The organism is Pantoea coffeiphila, from assembly GCF_016909495.1.
Taxonomy (GTDB): Bacteria; Pseudomonadota; Gammaproteobacteria; order Enterobacterales; family Enterobacteriaceae; genus Erwinia; species Erwinia coffeiphila.
Window position 1 is genome coordinate 170,088 of the sequence record NZ_JAFBFW010000004.1, and the last position, 18,050, is coordinate 188,137.

Below are 18,050 nucleotides of genomic sequence, written 5' to 3' on the forward strand. Positions count from 1 at the left end.
AATGAATAACCTGAATGTAATCATTGCCGACGACCATCCCATTGTCCTGTTTGGTATTCGTAAATCCCTCGAACAAATTGAATGGGTCAACGTTGTAGGGGAATTTGAAGACTCCACAAGTTTGATCAACAGCCTGTCTAAGCTTGAGGCCAACGTACTGATCACCGACCTGTCTATGCCAGGAGATAAATACGGCGACGGTATTACGCTGATCAAATATATCAAACGCCACTATCCTGACCTGTCGATTATCGTTCTGACCATGAACAATAACCCGGCAATACTGAGCGCCGTGCTGGATCTGGACATCGAAGGAATTGTGCTGAAACAGGGCGCGCCGACCGACCTGCCTAAAGCACTTGCTGCGTTGCAGAAAGGCAAAAAATATACGCCGGAGAGCGTGGCAAAGCTGCTGGAGAAAATCAGCGCGGGCGGTTACGGTGATAAACGCCTGTCGCCAAAAGAGAGCGAAGTACTGCGCCTGTTCGCAGAAGGCTTCCTGGTCACTGAAATCGCCAAGAAACTGAATCGCAGTATCAAAACCATCAGTAGCCAGAAGAAGTCAGCAATGATGAAACTGGGCGTGGAAAACGACATTGCCCTGCTGAACTACCTGTCATCCGTCAGCATGTCATCGGTTGATAAAGAGTAAATCCTCGATGGGGCGACATATTCGGGTCGCCCCATGTATTTAATCCGCCCTGCCCTTTCTCACACGCTCGGCATAAAACGCCAGCGCCTGCTGTAAAACATCCATCGTCACCGGCTTCGACAGGCAGTTATCCATCCCCGCTTCCATACAGCGCTGCTTCTCTTCTGCCAGTGCATTGGCAGTAACGCCGACCACCGGGAAAGTTTGCCCCAGCTGGCGTAAACGCTGAGTCAGGCGATAGCCATCCATATTCGGCATATTAACGTCGGTCAGCACGATGTCGATTTCGCTGCGGCTGATAACGTTTAGCGCGTCGACGCCATCCTGCGCGGTTTTCACCCGATACCCCAGCGATCCCAGCTGATCCGACAGCAACATGCGGTTAATGGGGTGATCGTCCACCACCAGAATCAGAATATCGTCATTGCTCACCGCCTGCTGATCGGCTACAACCGCCTGCGACAGTTCAGCGGGGAGCTCCACCTCAACGCGGTAAATGCGCCCCAGCAGGGACACCAGCTCGTGAGGTGCGATGGTACTGTAGATCCATCGACCGGCAATCAGCTCCTGCGGTGCTCCGTTGTGACTGGCATCAAAGCGGATCACCGCGCGAACATCGCTGTCCGGCTGGAAATCATGGTCGGTGATAACGACATCATCCGCTGCGTATTCGCCTTCATAGCGATGCACCTGAATACCCTGCTGCGGCAGCGAGCGGCAGAGGAAATCCGCCAGCGTGTCGTTACGTATCGCCAGCCAGCAGTGTTTATCCTGCAATCCGTCATGCAGCACCGGCGCAGCAACGTTGCTGTTATAAAGAGGGATACGAATAGTAAACTGGCTTCCCATACCCGGTTCGGAATCCACCTCAATATCGCCATCCATCATATTGATTAGTTTTTCACAGATCGCCAGCCCAAGCCCGGTTCCCTGGAAATTACGCTGCACGCCGCTGCCGACCTGGAAGAACGGATCGAACAGCTTGATGACTTCTTTACCCGGTATTCCCACACCGGTATCACGCACGCGGAATGCCAGATAGCCATCGCGCACGTATACATGCAGGATGATGCCGCCGGTATGAGTGAACTTAATCGCATTGTTTAGCAGATTTGAAAGCACCTGTTGCAGGCGCATCGGATCGCCGTTCAGCGTTACCGGCACGTCATTGTCGATAAAACACCACAGCGTCAGGCGCTTCTTAATCACCATCGCCAGATAGTTAGAGGTGATATGGGTGACCACTTCGCGTGGGGAAAACTCACGCGGTTCAATTTTCAACTGTTCCGATTCAATTTTGGAGAAGTCCAGGATGTCGCTGATGATCTTCAGCAGCAGGCTGGAAGAGTTGTTCATCGCGGTGACCAGCGACTCCACCCCCTGCGGCAGACTTTTGGTTTGCAGCAGATCGAGGTTGCCGATAATGCCATAAAGCGGCGTACGCAGTTCGTGGCTCACGGTGGCCAGGAACATCGACTTGGACTGGCTGGCCTGCTCCGCCGCCTGCGCCATCTCCTGCAGCGACTCTTCCATTTTCACGCGTGCGCTGACATCCACCAGCACGCAGATGGCGACGTTCTCGTTACGGTAGCGAGAATGTACGAAGCTAATTTGCAGGTTGGTATTGCTGCCGGTCAGTACATCAACCAGATTGGCCTGCTGGCCGCAGATAATTTCAGTCAGCCGCTGGCGATCTTCCTGCGTCAGGATAGTGAGATAATTATGCGCCAGCTCGTTACTGAGGATGTTGGTGCCGTCGCTGGTCCGCAGGATACAGATCCCTACCGGGGCGGAAGCCACAATTTTACGGTTAAACTGCTCGTGTTCTTCCAGCCGATGGGCGTTATCTTCAGCCGGTAAAAACATCCGCCGCTCCAGCAGCCAGGCCAGAGTAAACAGCAGCAGTGCGCTAATCAGATTCAGCAGCACAGCATTCACGATCAGAATTTTAAGCTGTTCCACCATCACATCGGTGGGAACGGAGTACACGACGCTCAGTGACGAAGGCGGCAGGCTTTTTTTCATGATCAGCTGCTTATAGCCCTGAACATATCCGAACCAGGCATCATCGTCCGGTAAATCATCGGATGAAAACGACGGGCCGCCACGAGCGGAAGAGAGTACCCGTTGATTATCTTCATCAACCAGAGTGACCGTCACCGGCAGGCTGCCCGGAGTGATAAAATCTTCCATGCGAATAGACTGCTCAATGCCAAGCAGCGCAGCAACTTTGTTCGCGATATAAACCGGGGTAATCATGTAGTAATAACCCACGCCGGGCTGAGCTGTCGGAGCTACCCAGAAGACGCTGCTTTTACGTTCATCTTCATTACCATTGCGGTACTTAAGAATACGTTCATTCAGCAGCTTTAATGCTCTTTCACGGTCTACCGAGGCGTTACCGACGCCAAAGTCCGCCAGACACTGGCTTTCGCCCCCCACGAAGAACACCCGGTTCAGATCGTAGGCCGTCGCAAAATTATCCTTCCAGTAGTGCAGGAAGTAGCTGAGGGATTCAAGCGAACTGCGCCACGTGTTACTCATCGCACTGCAGTCAGAGTCGGCATACAGCGGATAAAATTGTGGCGTGGCGGTTTTACCGGGAAACACACCGCTTAACACATCAAGCCCGTTATTGGCGGCATTAAGCCGGTTCTCAGCAATAAACTTCAGCTCGCGGGCCACATCTGCGGAGTGCCGGACATACCACTGCGTTTGATCGTAGCTGGTATTAAACTCCTGACGGACCTGCGATTCTCTTTCATGCAATACGTTGATAATGTAAAACGCCGTCAGCAGCGCGCCGAGCGTCCACAGCATCAACGCCAGCGCGCGGAACAGATAGCGGGAAATGCGTAACGTGGTGCGGAAAGAGACGAGATATTTCAAATGGAACCCACTGACGTCCAAAACAGGCTGATGATAGCAAACGTGCCGATACAGTAGCGCCAGCCTGCTAAAAAAGCCAGTTTGCACCGCAGGCTCAGCGCGTTAATTCAGTCTGTTCCGAGGGGGATTTACGCCACTCCGATGGCGTTGTGCCACAAACGCGGCGAAATTCACGATTAAAGTTGGATTTTGTCAGAAACCCGACCTCTTCCATAATCTCAATCACAGTTCCGTCTTCCCGGCGCAGGCGCTCGCAGGCCTCCCTAATCCGCCAACCGTTAACATATTGCGACACGCTTTGCTGGCGTAATGCATTAATCGCCGCCGAAACGCGCCGCGCCGGGATGCCGGCTTTACGCGCCAGCAGCGCCAGATTCAAATCTGTCCGCCGGTAAAGGCCTTCCTGCATCAGCCGCTCGATGCCGATAAAAATATCATGGTCACCGGTATCGGGCTGCCTCGGCAAAACGGATTCTGGCTGCACGGGGTTTGCCGGGGCCAGCACCAGCGACAACGATAAAACAGCACAAACCAGCAGATTACCGCAGAACAGCAACAGCTGGACCCCTGCCCCACTGGCAAAGTTAGCCAACAGTGAAACGGCCACATCCAACAACGCCACCGCGATAAGCACGATCGCCAGCCAACGCCAGGTTTTAACAGTGAGAACACTGCGCTCCAGCGCCACCGTTGGCAGCACGTCGCTGCCCGCTTTGAGGGAAGTTAACATCAAACCAGCGCAGGCGAACCAGATAACCGGCATCAGTACATCAATCGCCTGCGGGAAACCGATGACGGTGACCGCCATCAGCAGTGCAGGCAGCAGGCTCAGCCCGTATCTCAGCGGTTTACCCTGCTGCTCCCTGAGCGCCAGCAGGCAGGCAAGCGGCAGCATGGCACCGGTAACCGGTTGAAGCTTATGCCAGATAGCGCTATCCAGGAGCGTACTGATTCCGGCGTTGAGGCTGTGGATCACGCACAGCAGCAACAATCCACGCCACACCCATCCGGCCTGCCAGCGTTTAACCAACAGCAGCAGACAAATCAGACTCAGCAAAAAATTAATCGGTATCAACATAGGACTCTATCGCGATCGAGGACGTCAGGCGCCGCTAACAAGCTGATAATCAGACCTTTATACACAAGGAGAAAAATTAATGCGCCTGTTTATTTACCTGGTACTTTTACTTATTCCCGTTAGCGGCTGGAGCTACAGCGTGGGAAACCGGCTGGAAACGCTGGAAAACATCTCCCCTCAACGGGATCTGAAAGTACGAATATTTTATCCCACCACTAGCAACAGCGAGCCACAGCTGCTGGGCGGCAATAGGGTTTTTACCGGCTATAAAGCGATCCCCGATGCCCCGATAGCCAGCGGCCGTTTCCCGCTGGTTTTATTAAGTCACGGCAGCGGGGGAAATAATGCCAGCCTTGCCTGGCTTGCTACGGCGCTGGCAGAACGCGGCGCTATCGTCGTGGCGGCCAGTCACCCCGGAAGCACCACCGGGGATTCGCGGCCTGAAACGGATTTGACGCTGCAAACCCGCGATTTGTCGTTGATGCTTGACCACTATCTTGCAGCTGGCGTCTGGAAGAACAGCATTGATGTAAGCAAAATCGGCGCGATAGGCCACTCCAAAGGCGGTTACAGCGTGTTGGCACTGGCGGGCGGATTGATTAACCGCCAGCGCTTAACGCATTACTGCGAGGATATGCCGCAGATGCCGGACTGTCGTTTTTACAAGCAAAACGGAATACAGTTGGAGAAAACTGATGATGCCCGCCTCGCGGCCAGCTATCGCGATCCGCGAATCACCTTCGCTATCGCGCTCGATCCGGGGATGAGCTATGTCTTAACCCCAGAAAGCCTGAAGGCCATTTCCATTCCGGTGCTGACCCTTGCCGCAGGCTATTACAGTCGGCCAACGGGAAAAATGACGCTGGGGACAGAGGAAATACACACGCCACGCCAGATCATGCCACAGGCCGGGCACTTTGATTTCCTGCCGGTCTGCCAGCCGACGGCGGAGAAGATTCTGGCCGAAGAGGGAGAAGCGTTTATCTGCGATACTCCCGCCGCAGAGCGGGAGCGGATTCACCAGCAGACGATAACCGCAGTCACGAAATTTATGCAGCAGGCGGGGATTGAAACTAACGCAACACAGCCTTAACGGCTAAATGCAGAGGGGGTATTTCTGCGTAACGTCTTCCAGTCTTAAATTTTTGGCAATAAAAAAGCCGGTTCATCTGAACCGGCTCCTCGGATAGCTACAGCATCAACGATTACTCGTCATCTGCCTCAGTCGCATCATCGTCAGTATCCACTTCCGGGGCGATCTCATCATCCCCTTCCGCAACGCTGCCGTCGATGGCATCCAGCTCTTCTTCCGCAACCGGCTCGGCAACACGCTGCAGACCCACCACGTTTTCTTCTTCCGCAGTACGGATCAGAATAACGCCCTGAGTGTTACGGCCAACCACGCTGACTTCCGAAACGCGTGTACGCACCAGCGTACCGGCATCGGTAATCATCATGATCTGATCGCTGTCGACAACCTGCACTGCACCGATCACCGGTCCGTTACGTTCGGTCACTTTGATCGAAATAACACCCTGCGTTGCACGCGACTTGGTTGGATATTCGGTGTTCGCTGTACGCTTACCGTAACCGTTCTGGGTTACCGTCAGAATCGCACCGTCATCGCGAGGAACGATCAGAGACACCACGCGATCGCCTTCGGCCAGCTTGATGCCACGCACGCCGGAAGCGGTACGACCCATGGCACGCACGGCGCTTTCCGCGAAGCGCACCACTTTACCCGCAGCGGAGAACAGCATCGCTTCATCGCTGCCGTTGGTCAGTGATACACCGATCAGTTCGTCATCATCACGCAGATTGACGGCAATAATACCGGCGCTGCGCGGACGGCTGAACTCGGTCAGGGCGGTTTTCTTCACGGTACCGCTGGCGGTAGCCATAAAGATATTCCAGCCTTCGGCGTATTCACGCACCGGCAGAATCGCGGTGATACGCTCATTGGCCTCAAGCGGCAGCAGGTTGACGATCGGACGCCCACGCGCGCCACGGCTGGCTTCCGGCAGCTGGTAAACCTTCATCCAGTAGAGACGGCCACGGCTGGAGAAGCACAGAATGGTATCGTGCGTGTTGGCCACCAGCAGGCGGTCAATAAAGTCTTCTTCTTTGATGCGCGCGGCCGATTTACCTTTACCACCACGGCGCTGAGCTTCGTAGTCGCTCAGCGGCTGGTACTTGACGTAGCCCTGGTGCGACAGCGTGACTACCACATCTTCCTGAGTGATCAGGTCTTCGATGTTGATGTCGGCGCTATTAGCGGTAATTTCGGTGCGGCGCTTATCGCCGAACTGATCGCGGATCAGCTCCAGCTCTTCGCGGATCACTTCCATCAGGCGATCGGCGCTTTCCAGAATGCGCAGCAGTTCAGCGATCTGCATCAGCAGCTCTTTGTACTCATCCAGCAGTTTTTCATGCTCAAGGCCGGTCAGTTTCTGCAGACGCAGATCCAGAATCGCCTGAGCCTGCTGCTCGGTGAGGTAGTACTGACCGTCGCGAATACCGTACTGCTCTTCCAGCCATTCCGGACGCGCTGCGTTGTCGCCGGCGCGTTCGAGCATGGCGGACACATTGCCCAGCTCCCAAGAACGAGCAATCAGCCCCGCTTTTGCTTCAGCAGGCGATGCCGCACGACGGATCAGTTCAATGATCGGGTCGATGTTGGCCAGCGCCACGGCCAGCGCTTCAAGGATGTGCGCACGATCGCGAGCCTTGCGCAGCTCGAAGATGGTGCGGCGGGTAATCACTTCACGGCGGTGACGCACGAAGGCTTCGAGAATATCCTTCAGCGGCATAATTTTTGGCTGGCCCTGATGCAGTGCCACCATGTTGATGCCGAAGGAAGTTTGCAGCTGGGTCAGCGAGTAGAGGTTGTTCAGAACCACTTCACCAACCGCATCGCGTTTCACTTCGATCACGATGCGCATGCCGTCTTTATCGGACTCATCGCGCAGCGCGCTGATACCTTCAAGACGCTTTTCTTTCACCAGCTCGGCAATTTTCTCGATCAGGCGCGCTTTGTTCACCTGATACGGAATTTCATGCACGATGATGGTTTCACGGCCGGTTTTGGCATCGGCTTCTACGTCAGCACGTGCGCGGATGTAGATCTTGCCGCGGCCGGTGCGGTAGGCCTCTTCAATGCCGCGACGGCCATTGATGATTGCCGCCGTCGGGAAGTCCGGCCCCGGGATGTGCTCCATCAGGCCTTCAACGGTGATGCTTTCATCTTCAATAAACGCCAGACAGGCATTGATGACTTCGGTCAGGTTGTGCGGCGGAATATTCGTCGCCATCCCCACGGCAATACCGGAAGAACCGTTTACCAGCAGGTTAGGCACTCGCGTTGGCATCACTTCCGGGATCTGCTCGGTGCCATCATAGTTTGGCACAAAATCGACGGTCTCTTTTTCCAGATCCGCCAGCAGCTCGTGGGCGATTTTAGACATGCGCACTTCGGTATAACGCATCGCTGCAGCGGAGTCGCCGTCGACGGAACCGAAGTTACCCTGACCATCTACCAGCATATAGCGCAGGGAGAACGGCTGTGCCATACGCACAATGGTGTCATACACGGCGGTGTCGCCATGCGGGTGATATTTACCGATAACGTCGCCGACAACACGGGCGGATTTTTTATACGGTTTATTCCAGTCGTTACCGAGAACGTTCATCGCGTAAAGCACGCGGCGGTGAACCGGCTTCAGGCCATCGCGAACGTCTGGTAATGCGCGGCCAACGATGACCGACATGGCATAATCAAGGTAAGAGTTCTTTAACTCTTCCTCGATATTAACCGGTGTGATTTCTCTGGCTAGGTCGCTCATGGAGCCGCTATCCCTCTAGATTATTCCCGGATTCAAAGGTGCGAAAGTATATCACACTGCGCCCAGGTGGTGAACGGAAAGCGTCAGTTTGGCCGCTTTATTGCATTCTCAGGTCGCTCTGGCCCGCAGCGTTGCCCACAGGCACGGCGAAACATGTATACTGCAGCAAACTTTGGCTGGAGTAATAACCCAATGAATAAAGAACAAAACGGGGCCGCGCAGAACGTTGATAGCGGTGAAATTGCTAAATTTGAAGCCGTTGCTTCGCGCTGGTGGGATCTGGAAGGCGAGTTCAAACCGCTGCACCGAATCAACCCGCTGCGCCTGGGCTATATTGCGCAGCATGCCGGTGGCCTGTTCGGTAAAAAGATCCTCGACGTCGGCTGCGGCGGCGGCATTCTTGCGGAAAGCATGGCGCGTGAAGGCGCGAACGTTACCGGCCTGGATATGGGGGCCGAGCCGCTGCAGGTTGCTCGCCTGCACGCGCTGGAAAGCGGCGTAAAAATTGATTATATCCAGCAGCTGGTTGAAGAACATGCCGAACAGTTTGCCGGACAGTACGATGTAGTGACCTGCATGGAGATGCTGGAACACGTGCCCGATCCGCGCTCGGTGGTTCACGCCTGCGCTAAGCTGGTGAAGCCGGGTGGTGAAGTGTTCTTCTCGACGATTAACCGCAACAGCAAAGCCTGGCTGATGGCTATTGTCGGCGCGGAATACATTCTGCGCATGGTGCCGCGCGGCACGCATGATATTAAGAAGCTGATTCGCCCCGCCGAGCTGCTGAACTGGGTAGATGAAACCACACTGCGCGAACGCCATATGATTGGCCTGCACTACAACCCGCTGACCAACCACTTCAAGCTGGCCCCGGGTGTGGATGTTAATTACATGGTCCATACGCACCGCGTGGAGTAAAATTTTTACCCCGGTCGATCGGCCGGGGCTTTTTTACCTTTAATCATCTGACAGAAATCCCGCACTACCGCCACGACTTTAGAGCCAGAAAAATCTGGAAATTTCAACGCTGCACATTATTTCCGCGCTCGATCATATTTCTAAAAAAATTCTTTTCCCATTGACATGGACCCTGGGCCTTGAGAAACGCGGACTTAGCCAAAAAAGGTGCCAACGGACAGCAATTTTTCGTGAAAATCAAGCCTTGTTAACCACACGAAAGTTACTAGAATACTCACCATATTGTTATCCAGTCTTCTCTCACCCCCTATATGTAGTGTTTATCCACAGAGTTACTCACAACGAGCAAGCTGTGCATAAACGTGGGGATTATTTGTTTAAAACAGGTAAAACGCGACATGAATCAGAGTCTGCTTGTCACTAAGCGCGATGGCCGTACCGAACGCATCGATCTAGATAAAATCCACCGTGTGCTCGATTGGGCTGCCGAAGGGCTGCAAAATGTCTCCGTCTCCCAGGTTGAACTGCGTTCGCATATCCAGTTCTACGAAGGTATTCGCACGTCTGATATCCATGAAACGATTATCAAGTCTGCGGCCGACCTGATTTCCCGCGATGCGCCTGATTACCAGTACATGGCCGCCCGCCTGGCGATTTTCCACCTGCGTAAAAAAGCCTACGGCCAGTTTGAGCCGCCGAAGCTGATCGACCAGGTGACGCGTATGGTTGAGATGGGCAAATACGATCGTCACCTGCTGGAAGACTACAGCCGCGAAGAGTTCGAGCAGATGGACGGCTTTATCGACCACTGGCGTGATATGAACTTCTCCTACGCCGCGGTTAAGCAGCTGGAAGGCAAATATCTGGTGCAGAACCGTGTGAGCGGTGAAATCTATGAAAGCGCTCAGTTCCTTTATATCCTGGTTGCTGCCTGTCTGTTCTCCGGCTATCCGCGCGAAACGCGTCTGGACTACGTTAAGCGTTTCTACGATGCGATCTCTACCTTCAAGATCTCGCTGCCGACGCCGATCATGTCCGGCGTGCGTACCCCAACCCGTCAGTTCAGCTCCTGCGTACTGATTGAGTGCGGCGACAGCCTGGATTCGATTAACGCCACCTCCAGCGCAATCGTGAAATACGTTTCTCAACGTGCCGGCATCGGCATTAACGCGGGTCGTATCCGCGCGCTGGGCAGCCCGATTCGCGGCGGTGAAGCGTTCCACACCGGCTGTATTCCGTTCTACAAGCACTTCCAGACCGCCGTTAAGTCCTGTTCTCAGGGCGGCGTGCGCGGCGGTGCGGCCACCCTGTTCTATCCAATGTGGCACCTGGAAGTGGAAAGCCTGCTGGTGTTGAAAAACAACCGTGGCGTGGAAGGCAACCGCGTACGTCATATGGACTACGGCGTGCAGCTTAATAAGCTGATGTATCAACGCCTGCTGAAGGGTGAAGAGATTACCCTGTTCAGCCCGTCCGACGTACCGGGCCTGTATGACGCTTTCTTTGCCGATCAGGCAGAGTTCGAGCGTCTTTACACCAAATATGAGAAAGACGACAGCATCCGCAAACAGCGGGTGAAAGCGGTCGATCTGTTCTCACTGATGATGCAGGAACGCGCGTCTACCGGCCGTATCTACATTCAGAACGTTGACCACTGCAACACCCACAGCCCGTTCGATCCGGCTATCGCGCCTGTCCGCCAGTCTAACCTGTGCCTGGAAATCGCGCTGCCGACCAAACCGCTGCTGGACGTTAACGACGAAAACGGTGAGATTGCGCTGTGTACGCTTTCCGCATTCAACCTGGGTGCGATTGAAAGCCTTGACGACCTGCGCGAGCTGGCAACTCTGGCGGTACGCGCGCTGGATGCCCTGCTGGATTATCAGGATTATCCGATCCCGGCCGCTAAACGCGGTGCAATGGGTCGCCGTACCCTCGGTATTGGCGTGATCAACTTCGCTTACTACCTGGCGAAAAACGGCGTACGCTACTCCGACGGCAGCGCAAATAACCTGACGCATAAAACCTTTGAAGCCATTCAGTACTGGCTGCTCAAGGCTTCTAACGATCTGGCGATCGAACAGGGTGCCTGCCCGTGGTTTAACGAAACCACCTATGCTCAGGGTATTCTGCCGATTGATACCTACAAGAAAGATCTGGACGCAATCAGCAACGAGCCGCTGCATCTGGACTGGGAAGCGCTGCGCGAGTCGATCAAAACTCACGGCCTGCGTAACTCCACGCTGTCTGCCCTGATGCCGTCTGAAACCTCTTCGCAGATTTCTAACGCCACTAACGGTATTGAACCACCGCGCGGCCATATCAGTATCAAAGCGTCTAAAGACGGTATTCTGCGCCAGGTCGTACCGGAGTATGAGCGTCTGAAAGACAACTATGAACTGCTGTGGGAAATGCCGAATAACGACGGTTATCTGCAGCTGGTGGGTCTGATGCAGAAGTTTATCGATCAGGCGATTTCATCCAACACCAACTATGACCCGACGCGCTTCGCTAACGGTAAGGTGCCGATGAAGCAGCTGCTGAAAGATCTGCTGACCGCCTATAAGTTCGGCGTAAAAACGCTGTACTACCAGAACACCCGTGATGGTGCGGAAGATGCGCAGGATGACCTGGCACCTTCAATCCAGGATGACGGCTGCGAAAGCGGCGCCTGCAAAATCTAATCTTCAGGGGGCCATCCGCTGGCCCCCTCCCTGATTTCCTGTAGCACGACTCAGCTACCACGACGGATTATTATTTATGGCTTACACCACGTTTTCGCAGAACAAAAATGACCAGCTGCTGGAGCCGATGTTTTTTGGCCAGTCGGTCAACGTTGCCCGCTACGATCAGCAAAAGTACGATATCTTTGAAAAGCTGATTGAAAAGCAGCTCTCCTTCTTCTGGCGTCCGGAAGAAGTGGACGTTTCGCGCGATCGCATCGACTATCAGGCGCTGCCGGATCACGAAAAGCATATTTTCATCAGTAACCTGAAGTACCAGACGCTGCTGGACTCGATTCAGGGACGCAGCCCGAACGTGGCGCTGCTGCCGCTGATCTCGATCCCTGAACTGGAAACCTGGGTAGAAACCTGGGCGTTCTCAGAAACGATCCACTCGCGTTCCTACACCCATATCATCCGCAATATCGTTAACGATCCGGCCGTGGTCTTTGACGACATCGTGGCTAACGAGCAGATCCTCTCCCGCGCGAAGGATATCTCCGGCTACTACGACGATCTGATCGAGATGACCAGCTACTGGCATCTGCTGGGTGAAGGTACTCACGAGGTGGCCGGTAAAACCGTCACCGTCAATCTGCGCACGCTGAAAAAGCAGCTGTATATCTGCCTGATGAGCGTTAATGCGCTGGAAGCGATTCGCTTCTACGTTAGCTTTGCCTGTTCGTTTGCCTTCGCCGAGCGCGAGCTGATGGAAGGTAACGCCAAAATCATTAAGCTGATTGCCCGTGATGAAGCGCTGCACCTGACCGGCACCCAGCATATGCTGAACCTGCTGCGCAGCGGTGAAGACGATCCGGAAATGGCAGAGATTGCCGAAGAGTGTCGCCAGGAGTGCTACGATCTGTTCGTACTGGCAGCCGAGCAGGAAAAAGAGTGGGCGGAATACCTGTTCAGCGGCGGCTCGATGATCGGTATGAACAAAGATATTCTGTGGCAATACATTGAATATATTACCAATATTCGCATGAACGCCGTGGGTCTGGATCTGCCGTTTAAAACCCGCTCAAACCCAATCCCGTGGATTAACTCCTGGCTGGTGTCGGACAACGTGCAGGTTGCCCCGCAGGAAGTTGAAGTCAGCTCCTACCTGGTTGGGCAGATTGATGCGGAAGTGAATACCGACGATCTCAGCGACTTCGAACTGTAAAATGCCCCGTTCGATTATTACCCTGCGTGCTTCCGGCACGCAGCTGGAGTGCAGGGAACATCATACTTCCCTGCTCGCCGCACTTGAGGCGAACAAAGTCTGCATTGAGTATCAGTGCCGGGAAGGTTACTGCGGTTCGTGCCGCACCCGCCTGCTGAAAGGCGAAGTCAGCTACGCAAGTAAACCGCTGGCGTTTATTCAGCAGGGCGAGATCCTTCCCTGCTGCTGCCAGGCTCAGGGCGATATTGAGATCGAACTGTAATTCTCCGGTTTCCTGGCGGAAAATACCGCCTTTCGGCTTCGGGCAGCCACAGTATCAGGCCGCCCGTTTTCCTCAACGGCTTTTACAGTGTTTCCACCACATCGATCCAGCCGTGGCCGGTAGTGACAGTCTGGCCATTCAGCCAGCGGCGCAGCATATTCAGCGCCAGCATGGCGACCATATCCTGCCGGGCTTTCAGACCGTGGCGGCTGACGTTAAACTTCACCCGCTGCGCAAAGATACCGTCCGGCGTGTTCAGCGCAAACCCCAGCTTATCGTCTTCAATGCCGCCGACAATCAGCACCACCTGCGCATCGTTCTCCTGCGCAAGCACGCGACTGCGCTCGGCCAGCTGCTTAAGGGGCTCCGGTCGATTCGGTAAAACGTTACCCGCGTTGAGTCTGGCACCAGCAGAAGCCAGCTGCCACTGCAGCAGACCGGCGGTGAACTGTTCACTCACAGTTAGCGACAGCTCGCGCTCGCCCAGGCGCCGCGCCAGCTGTTCCGGCAGCCCTTCCAGACCTTCGAAAATCACGCTGTCACCGGCGATTTCACGCACCTGCTGCCAGAACTGCTCCATCTCGGCCAGCTTGTCCGCCGGACCGTTCAGCTTCAGCTCAATAATCGGCATCGACGCGCGATAGCCCACCACCACGCCTTCCGGCAGCGGCAGCGGTTCAATCGCAGAAGCCAGCTCGCTTTCGCCGCGGCCAAAGGTAGTCATTCGCAGACACAGCGGCGGTTCGGGCAGCTGATAGCGGGATTTGAGACGCGGCAGGATCTCGCCTTGGACCATGGTTTTAAACTCTGACGGCACGCCGGGCGTAAAGAAGATCCAGCAGCGATTCAGCTCAATAGCGAAACCGCAGGCGGTGCCCACCGGGTTATCCAGCATTTCAGCGCCGACCGGGATTTCTGCCTGCTTGCGGTTGCTTGGCGCCATCGGTTTACCACGGCTGGCAAAAAACGCTTCCATTTTGGCCAGCCACTCCGGGTGGATCTGCAAGCCAACGCCGGCAGCCGTTGCCGCAGCCAGCGAGCTCAGATCGTCGCTGGTCGGGCCAAGGCCGCCGTTAACGATCAGCACATCGGCGATTCTACTGCGTTCGGTCAGGACATTGACCAGCTCCGGGAGGCTGTCTCCCACCGTCTGACGACTGGTCATCGGTAAACCGTTTTCAAACAGCACCCCCGCCAGCCATGCGGCATTGGTATCAACAATTTGACCGTGCAGCACTTCGTCACCAGTGGCGAGCATTTCCACTCTTATCATTTTTATCTCCGGGTTTCTCAGGTCTTAACACTGTAAGAAGCCTTCCGGATAAAAACAATGTGATTTTCCCCTCTATTTCCGATCGCGAAGCCAGGCCAGCAGGCGGTGGCGCGACGGTTTAATGCCCTCTCCCGCAAGCTCAGGCAGCGGATACCAGGCGACCGGATGTTGATAGTTAGCCAGCTGAGGTGCCGCCCAGTCGGCAAGCTTCTCAAAGTCAATTTCCCCCGCCACCAGCGCAACCGGCCGGTGACCATATTCACTATCCACCTGCGGAACCACGACCGCCTGCGTCACTGCCGGATGGCCCAACAGCACCCTCTCAATCAGCTCAGGCTGCACCGCCTCACCGCCGCTGAAAAACAGGTTATCGCGACGCCCGTCGATGCACAGTTCATCCTGACGCCAGTGGCCGAGATCGCCGGTGTGCAGCCAGCCGTCCTTGTCGGTCAGCGGCTGGAGCGCGCCCTCCAGCCAGTAGCCCTGCGCCAGCGTTGGTGAGCGTAGCCAGACCTCGTTTTCTACCAGTTTGACCTCCTGCCCGGGGAGCGGTTTACCGGCGCTGCCGGAACCGTCCGCTCGGCCGGCGCAGACCGTTGAGGCCGTTTCGGTCAGGCCATAGCCGCACCAGCAGCGGATTCCTGCCGCTTCCGCCTGGGTGGTCAGTTCGGACGGGATCGTCGCACCTCCGAGCAGTACGGCACGCAGACTCGTTGGAAGCGCGGACTGATTCAGCAAACGCCATAGCTGCGTTGGCACCAGCGAGGCAAAGCTACTGCGTGCCAGCGCAGCCGACAAATCCTGCGATTTATCGATGACCAGCGTGGCCCCGGCAGACAGCCATCGCCAGATAATGCCCATGCCGGAAACGTGAAACAGGGGCAACGACAGCAGCCAGCGATCCCGCGGGGTGAAATCCATCAGACAGATTACCGCCGCCGCACTGTGCAGGTGGGCGTCAAAAGTGTGTGCTGCCGCTTTCGCCAGCCCGGTCGTCCCCGACGTCAGGGTTAGCGTGGCTAACGCATTCCGCTGCCAGGGATGGTTGGCGCGCCCGGCGGCCGTTGTCAGGTTTAGCGGAAGAGCCTGCGGAACCGGGGGCGCATCGATACTGAGCGCAAACGCCACGCCCAGACCGGGCAGTAACTGGTCCAGCTGCGCGTCGGGCAGCTGCGGATTAAGCATCAGTACCCTCGCACCACAGGCCAGCAGGCTCAGCCAGGCCAGCACCGCCTGCAACCCATTGCGGCTGCGCAGTGCGACGACCATCTCCGGCATCACACCCTGCCGACGGAAGCCGTTTGCATGGCCGTTAATACGCTCGGCCAATTGTTGCCAGCTCAGCGTCTCATCACCGGTGTCGATGGCCGTCGCCTGCGGATAGCGCTGCTGCCAGTACAGCCAGGGCCAGTCATTTATTGCTGCCACAGACATTGCAGTTCCTCCTTCCCTGAAAGCGGTAACGTACTGCCGGGCCAGTGGCGCAGCAGCTGCTTTTGCATCAGCGACAGGGTATCCAGCCCGGGCACAATGCCCGGCGTGAGTTGCTGTGCCAGCCGCGCCAGCTGCGTCAGGCCCAGGCTGGACTCCAGCGCGGAGCTGATAACCGGGGTTAATCCCAGCCGCTGCGCCGCTGCAACCTGCTGCTGTACTTTCTGAATGCTGCCGGTCAGCGTGGGCTTGATCACAACCGCCCTGACGCCCTGCTGTGCGCTGAGCAGCGTGGCATCATCACGCAGGCTTTCATCCCACGCGATAGCAATCCCGGTCTGCCGCGCAAAGGCCATGCTTTCCGCCACCGTTCGGCACGGTTCTTCAATAAAGGCAATGCGCCCGCGCAGCTCGGTGGAAATATAGCGGGCAAACTGCAATGCTTTTTCCAGCGTCCAGCTGCGGTTCGCATCCAGGCGCAGGGTCAGATCGGGCAGTGCTTCCAGCAGCAGATTCACCTGCATACCGTCCCGCACCGCTTCGTACAGCCCAACCTTCATTTTTGCCAGCGGCGCGGACTGACGCTGTAAACGTTCGAACAGCACGTCCGGATCGCCGCTGCACAGCTGCGCACTCTGCCAGCAGCCTTCGGCAGGTAGCTGCCCTGCCAGTTCGGCCTGCGCACAGCTGATACCGAAAGCAACCGAAGGCAGCGGGCTTTCCGGCGGCTGTTCTCCGGCACACCAGCGCTCCAGCCACTTCACGGCCTGCTGCTGCGCCTGCTCAGGTGACTCCGCACTGAACTGCGGCAGGGGGGCGATCTCCCCCCATCCTTCACCCCGTTCGCTGACCAGCCTCACCAGCATTCCCTGGCGGGTTTTCAGCCGCTGATCGCGGAGGATAACCCCCGCGTCCAGCGCCAGCTGATAGCCAAACAGCGTTGCGCCGCGCATTAGGGATTACGCCTGAACGGTGAGAAATCGGGCGGCCGCTTCTGGTTAAAGGCGTTGCGCCCTTCCTGCCCCTCTTCAGTCATGTAAAACAGCATGGTGGCGTTACCGGCCAGCTCCTGCAAACCGGCCTGGCCGTCGCAGTCGGCGTTCAGCGCGGCTTTCAAACAGCGCAGTGCCATCGGGCTGTTCTGCAACATCTCGCGACACCAGCGCACCGTTTCCTGCTCAAGCTGTGCCAGAGGAACCACGGTGTTGACCAGCCCCATATCGAGCGCCTGCTGCGCGTTGTACATCCGGCAGAGGAACCAAATCTCGCGCGCTTTCTTTTGGCCCACGATACGCGCCATATAAGCTGCACCCCAGCCGCCGTCGAAGGAGCCCACCTTTGGTCCGGTCTGGCCAAACTGCGCATTGTCCGCCGCGATGGTCAGATCGCACATCATATGCAGCACGTGGCCGCCGCCCACCGCATAGCCCGCCACCATCGCCACCACAGGTTTCGGACAGGTGCGGATCTGGCGCTGGAGATCCAGCACGTTGAGGTGATGTACTCCAGCATCGTCCTGATAGCCGCCGTAGTCGCCGCGCACTTTCTGATCGCCGCCGGAGCAGAATGCCAGATCGCCTTCCCCGGTCAGGATGATCACCCCAACGGCCGGGTCCCGGCGGGCGTCATCCAGCGCCTGCTGTATTTCCGTCACCGTCAGGGGACGAAACGCGTTCCGCACCTGCGGACGGTTAATGGTGATTTTAGCGATGCCATCCGCCGTCTTTTGATAACGGATATCGCTGAATTCCAGCGGTACCGGCAGCCACTGTGCCGGGGCGGTTAGCATGGATTCGTCGGGAGAAATCATCGAA

The 18,050-nt window shown here is 56.3% G+C and carries 13 protein-coding genes; 6 read left to right on the forward strand and 7 right to left on the reverse strand.

All coding sequences use genetic code 11. The features are described 5' to 3' along the window. The first annotated feature begins 1 nt into the window (after window position 1). Complete coding sequence (gene rcsB, locus JOE09_RS14360) at window positions 2-652, forward strand: response regulator transcription factor RcsB (protein WP_105591299.1); 651 nt, start codon at window positions 2-4, stop codon at window positions 650-652. Between the two features lie 39 nt (window positions 653-691). Here the strand turns inward: rcsB and rcsC are convergent, their stop codons facing one another. Further along, a complete protein-coding gene (gene rcsC, locus JOE09_RS14365; protein WP_205066252.1) occupies window positions 692-3,541 on the reverse strand; it encodes a two-component system sensor histidine kinase RcsC in 2,850 nt (949 codons plus the stop codon). Between the two features lie 94 nt (window positions 3,542-3,635). Next, window positions 3,636-4,619, reverse strand: a complete 984-nt coding sequence (locus JOE09_RS14370) for a helix-turn-helix domain-containing protein (protein ID WP_205066253.1) — start codon at window positions 4,617-4,619, stop codon at window positions 3,636-3,638. 79 nt (window positions 4,620-4,698) lie between these two features. Between JOE09_RS14370 and JOE09_RS14375 the strand changes: the two genes are divergently transcribed. Next, complete coding sequence (locus JOE09_RS14375) at window positions 4,699-5,712, forward strand: alpha/beta hydrolase family protein (RefSeq protein WP_205066254.1); 1,014 nt, start codon at window positions 4,699-4,701, stop codon at window positions 5,710-5,712. Between the two features lie 112 nt (window positions 5,713-5,824). Here JOE09_RS14375 and gyrA read toward each other — a convergent pair whose 3' ends face one another. Further along, complete coding sequence (gene gyrA / locus JOE09_RS14380) at window positions 5,825-8,461, reverse strand: DNA topoisomerase (ATP-hydrolyzing) subunit A (RefSeq protein ID WP_205066255.1); 2,637 nt, start codon at window positions 8,459-8,461, stop codon at window positions 5,825-5,827. A 192-nt stretch (window positions 8,462-8,653) separates the two neighbouring features. Here gyrA and ubiG point away from each other — a divergent pair, with 192 nt between their 5' ends. The 4 genes from ubiG to yfaE all read left to right on the forward strand — a co-directional run bounded on the left by ubiG (window position 8,654) and on the right by yfaE (window position 13,532). After that, complete coding sequence (ubiG, locus tag JOE09_RS14385) at window positions 8,654-9,379, forward strand: bifunctional 2-polyprenyl-6-hydroxyphenol methylase/3-demethylubiquinol 3-O-methyltransferase UbiG (protein ID WP_200546175.1); 726 nt, start codon at window positions 8,654-8,656, stop codon at window positions 9,377-9,379. A gap of 398 nt (window positions 9,380-9,777) precedes the next feature. Continuing rightward, complete coding sequence (gene nrdA, locus JOE09_RS14390; RefSeq protein WP_205066256.1) at window positions 9,778-12,063, forward strand: class 1a ribonucleoside-diphosphate reductase subunit alpha; 2,286 nt, start codon at window positions 9,778-9,780, stop codon at window positions 12,061-12,063. Window positions 12,064-12,139: 76 nt separating this feature from the next. After that, window positions 12,140-13,270 (forward strand): class Ia ribonucleoside-diphosphate reductase subunit beta, encoded by a 1,131-nt coding sequence (gene nrdB, locus JOE09_RS14395; protein ID WP_205066257.1) that lies wholly within the window; start codon window positions 12,140-12,142, stop codon window positions 13,268-13,270. A 1-nt stretch (window position 13,271) separates the two neighbouring features. Then, complete coding sequence (gene yfaE / locus JOE09_RS14400; protein ID WP_205066258.1) at window positions 13,272-13,532, forward strand: class I ribonucleotide reductase maintenance protein YfaE; 261 nt, start codon at window positions 13,272-13,274, stop codon at window positions 13,530-13,532. Window positions 13,533-13,614: 82 nt separating this feature from the next. On the opposite strand, the gene JOE09_RS14405 is transcribed toward yfaE, so the two are convergent. The 4 genes from JOE09_RS14405 to menB form a co-directional block, all read right to left on the reverse strand. Beyond that, on the reverse strand, window positions 13,615-14,805 hold the full coding sequence (locus tag JOE09_RS14405; RefSeq protein ID WP_205066259.1) for a nicotinamide mononucleotide deamidase-related protein YfaY: 1,191 nt from the start codon (window positions 14,803-14,805) through the stop codon (window positions 13,615-13,617). A gap of 72 nt (window positions 14,806-14,877) precedes the next feature. Next, a complete protein-coding gene (gene menE / locus JOE09_RS14410; RefSeq protein ID WP_205066260.1) occupies window positions 14,878-16,239 on the reverse strand; it encodes an o-succinylbenzoate--CoA ligase in 1,362 nt (453 codons plus the stop codon). After that, window positions 16,221-17,189 carry an o-succinylbenzoate synthase gene (menC, locus tag JOE09_RS14415; protein WP_205066261.1) on the reverse strand — a complete coding sequence of 323 codons (969 nt, stop codon included), beginning with the start codon at window positions 17,187-17,189 and terminating at the stop codon, window positions 16,221-16,223. The genes menE and menC overlap by 19 nt, the downstream gene beginning before the upstream one ends. Then, on the reverse strand, window positions 17,189-18,046 hold the full coding sequence (menB, locus tag JOE09_RS14420) for a 1,4-dihydroxy-2-naphthoyl-CoA synthase (protein WP_205066262.1): 858 nt from the start codon (window positions 18,044-18,046) through the stop codon (window positions 17,189-17,191). Before menB ends, menC begins: the two co-directional genes overlap by 1 nt. Window positions 18,047-18,050 lie beyond the last annotated feature (4 nt).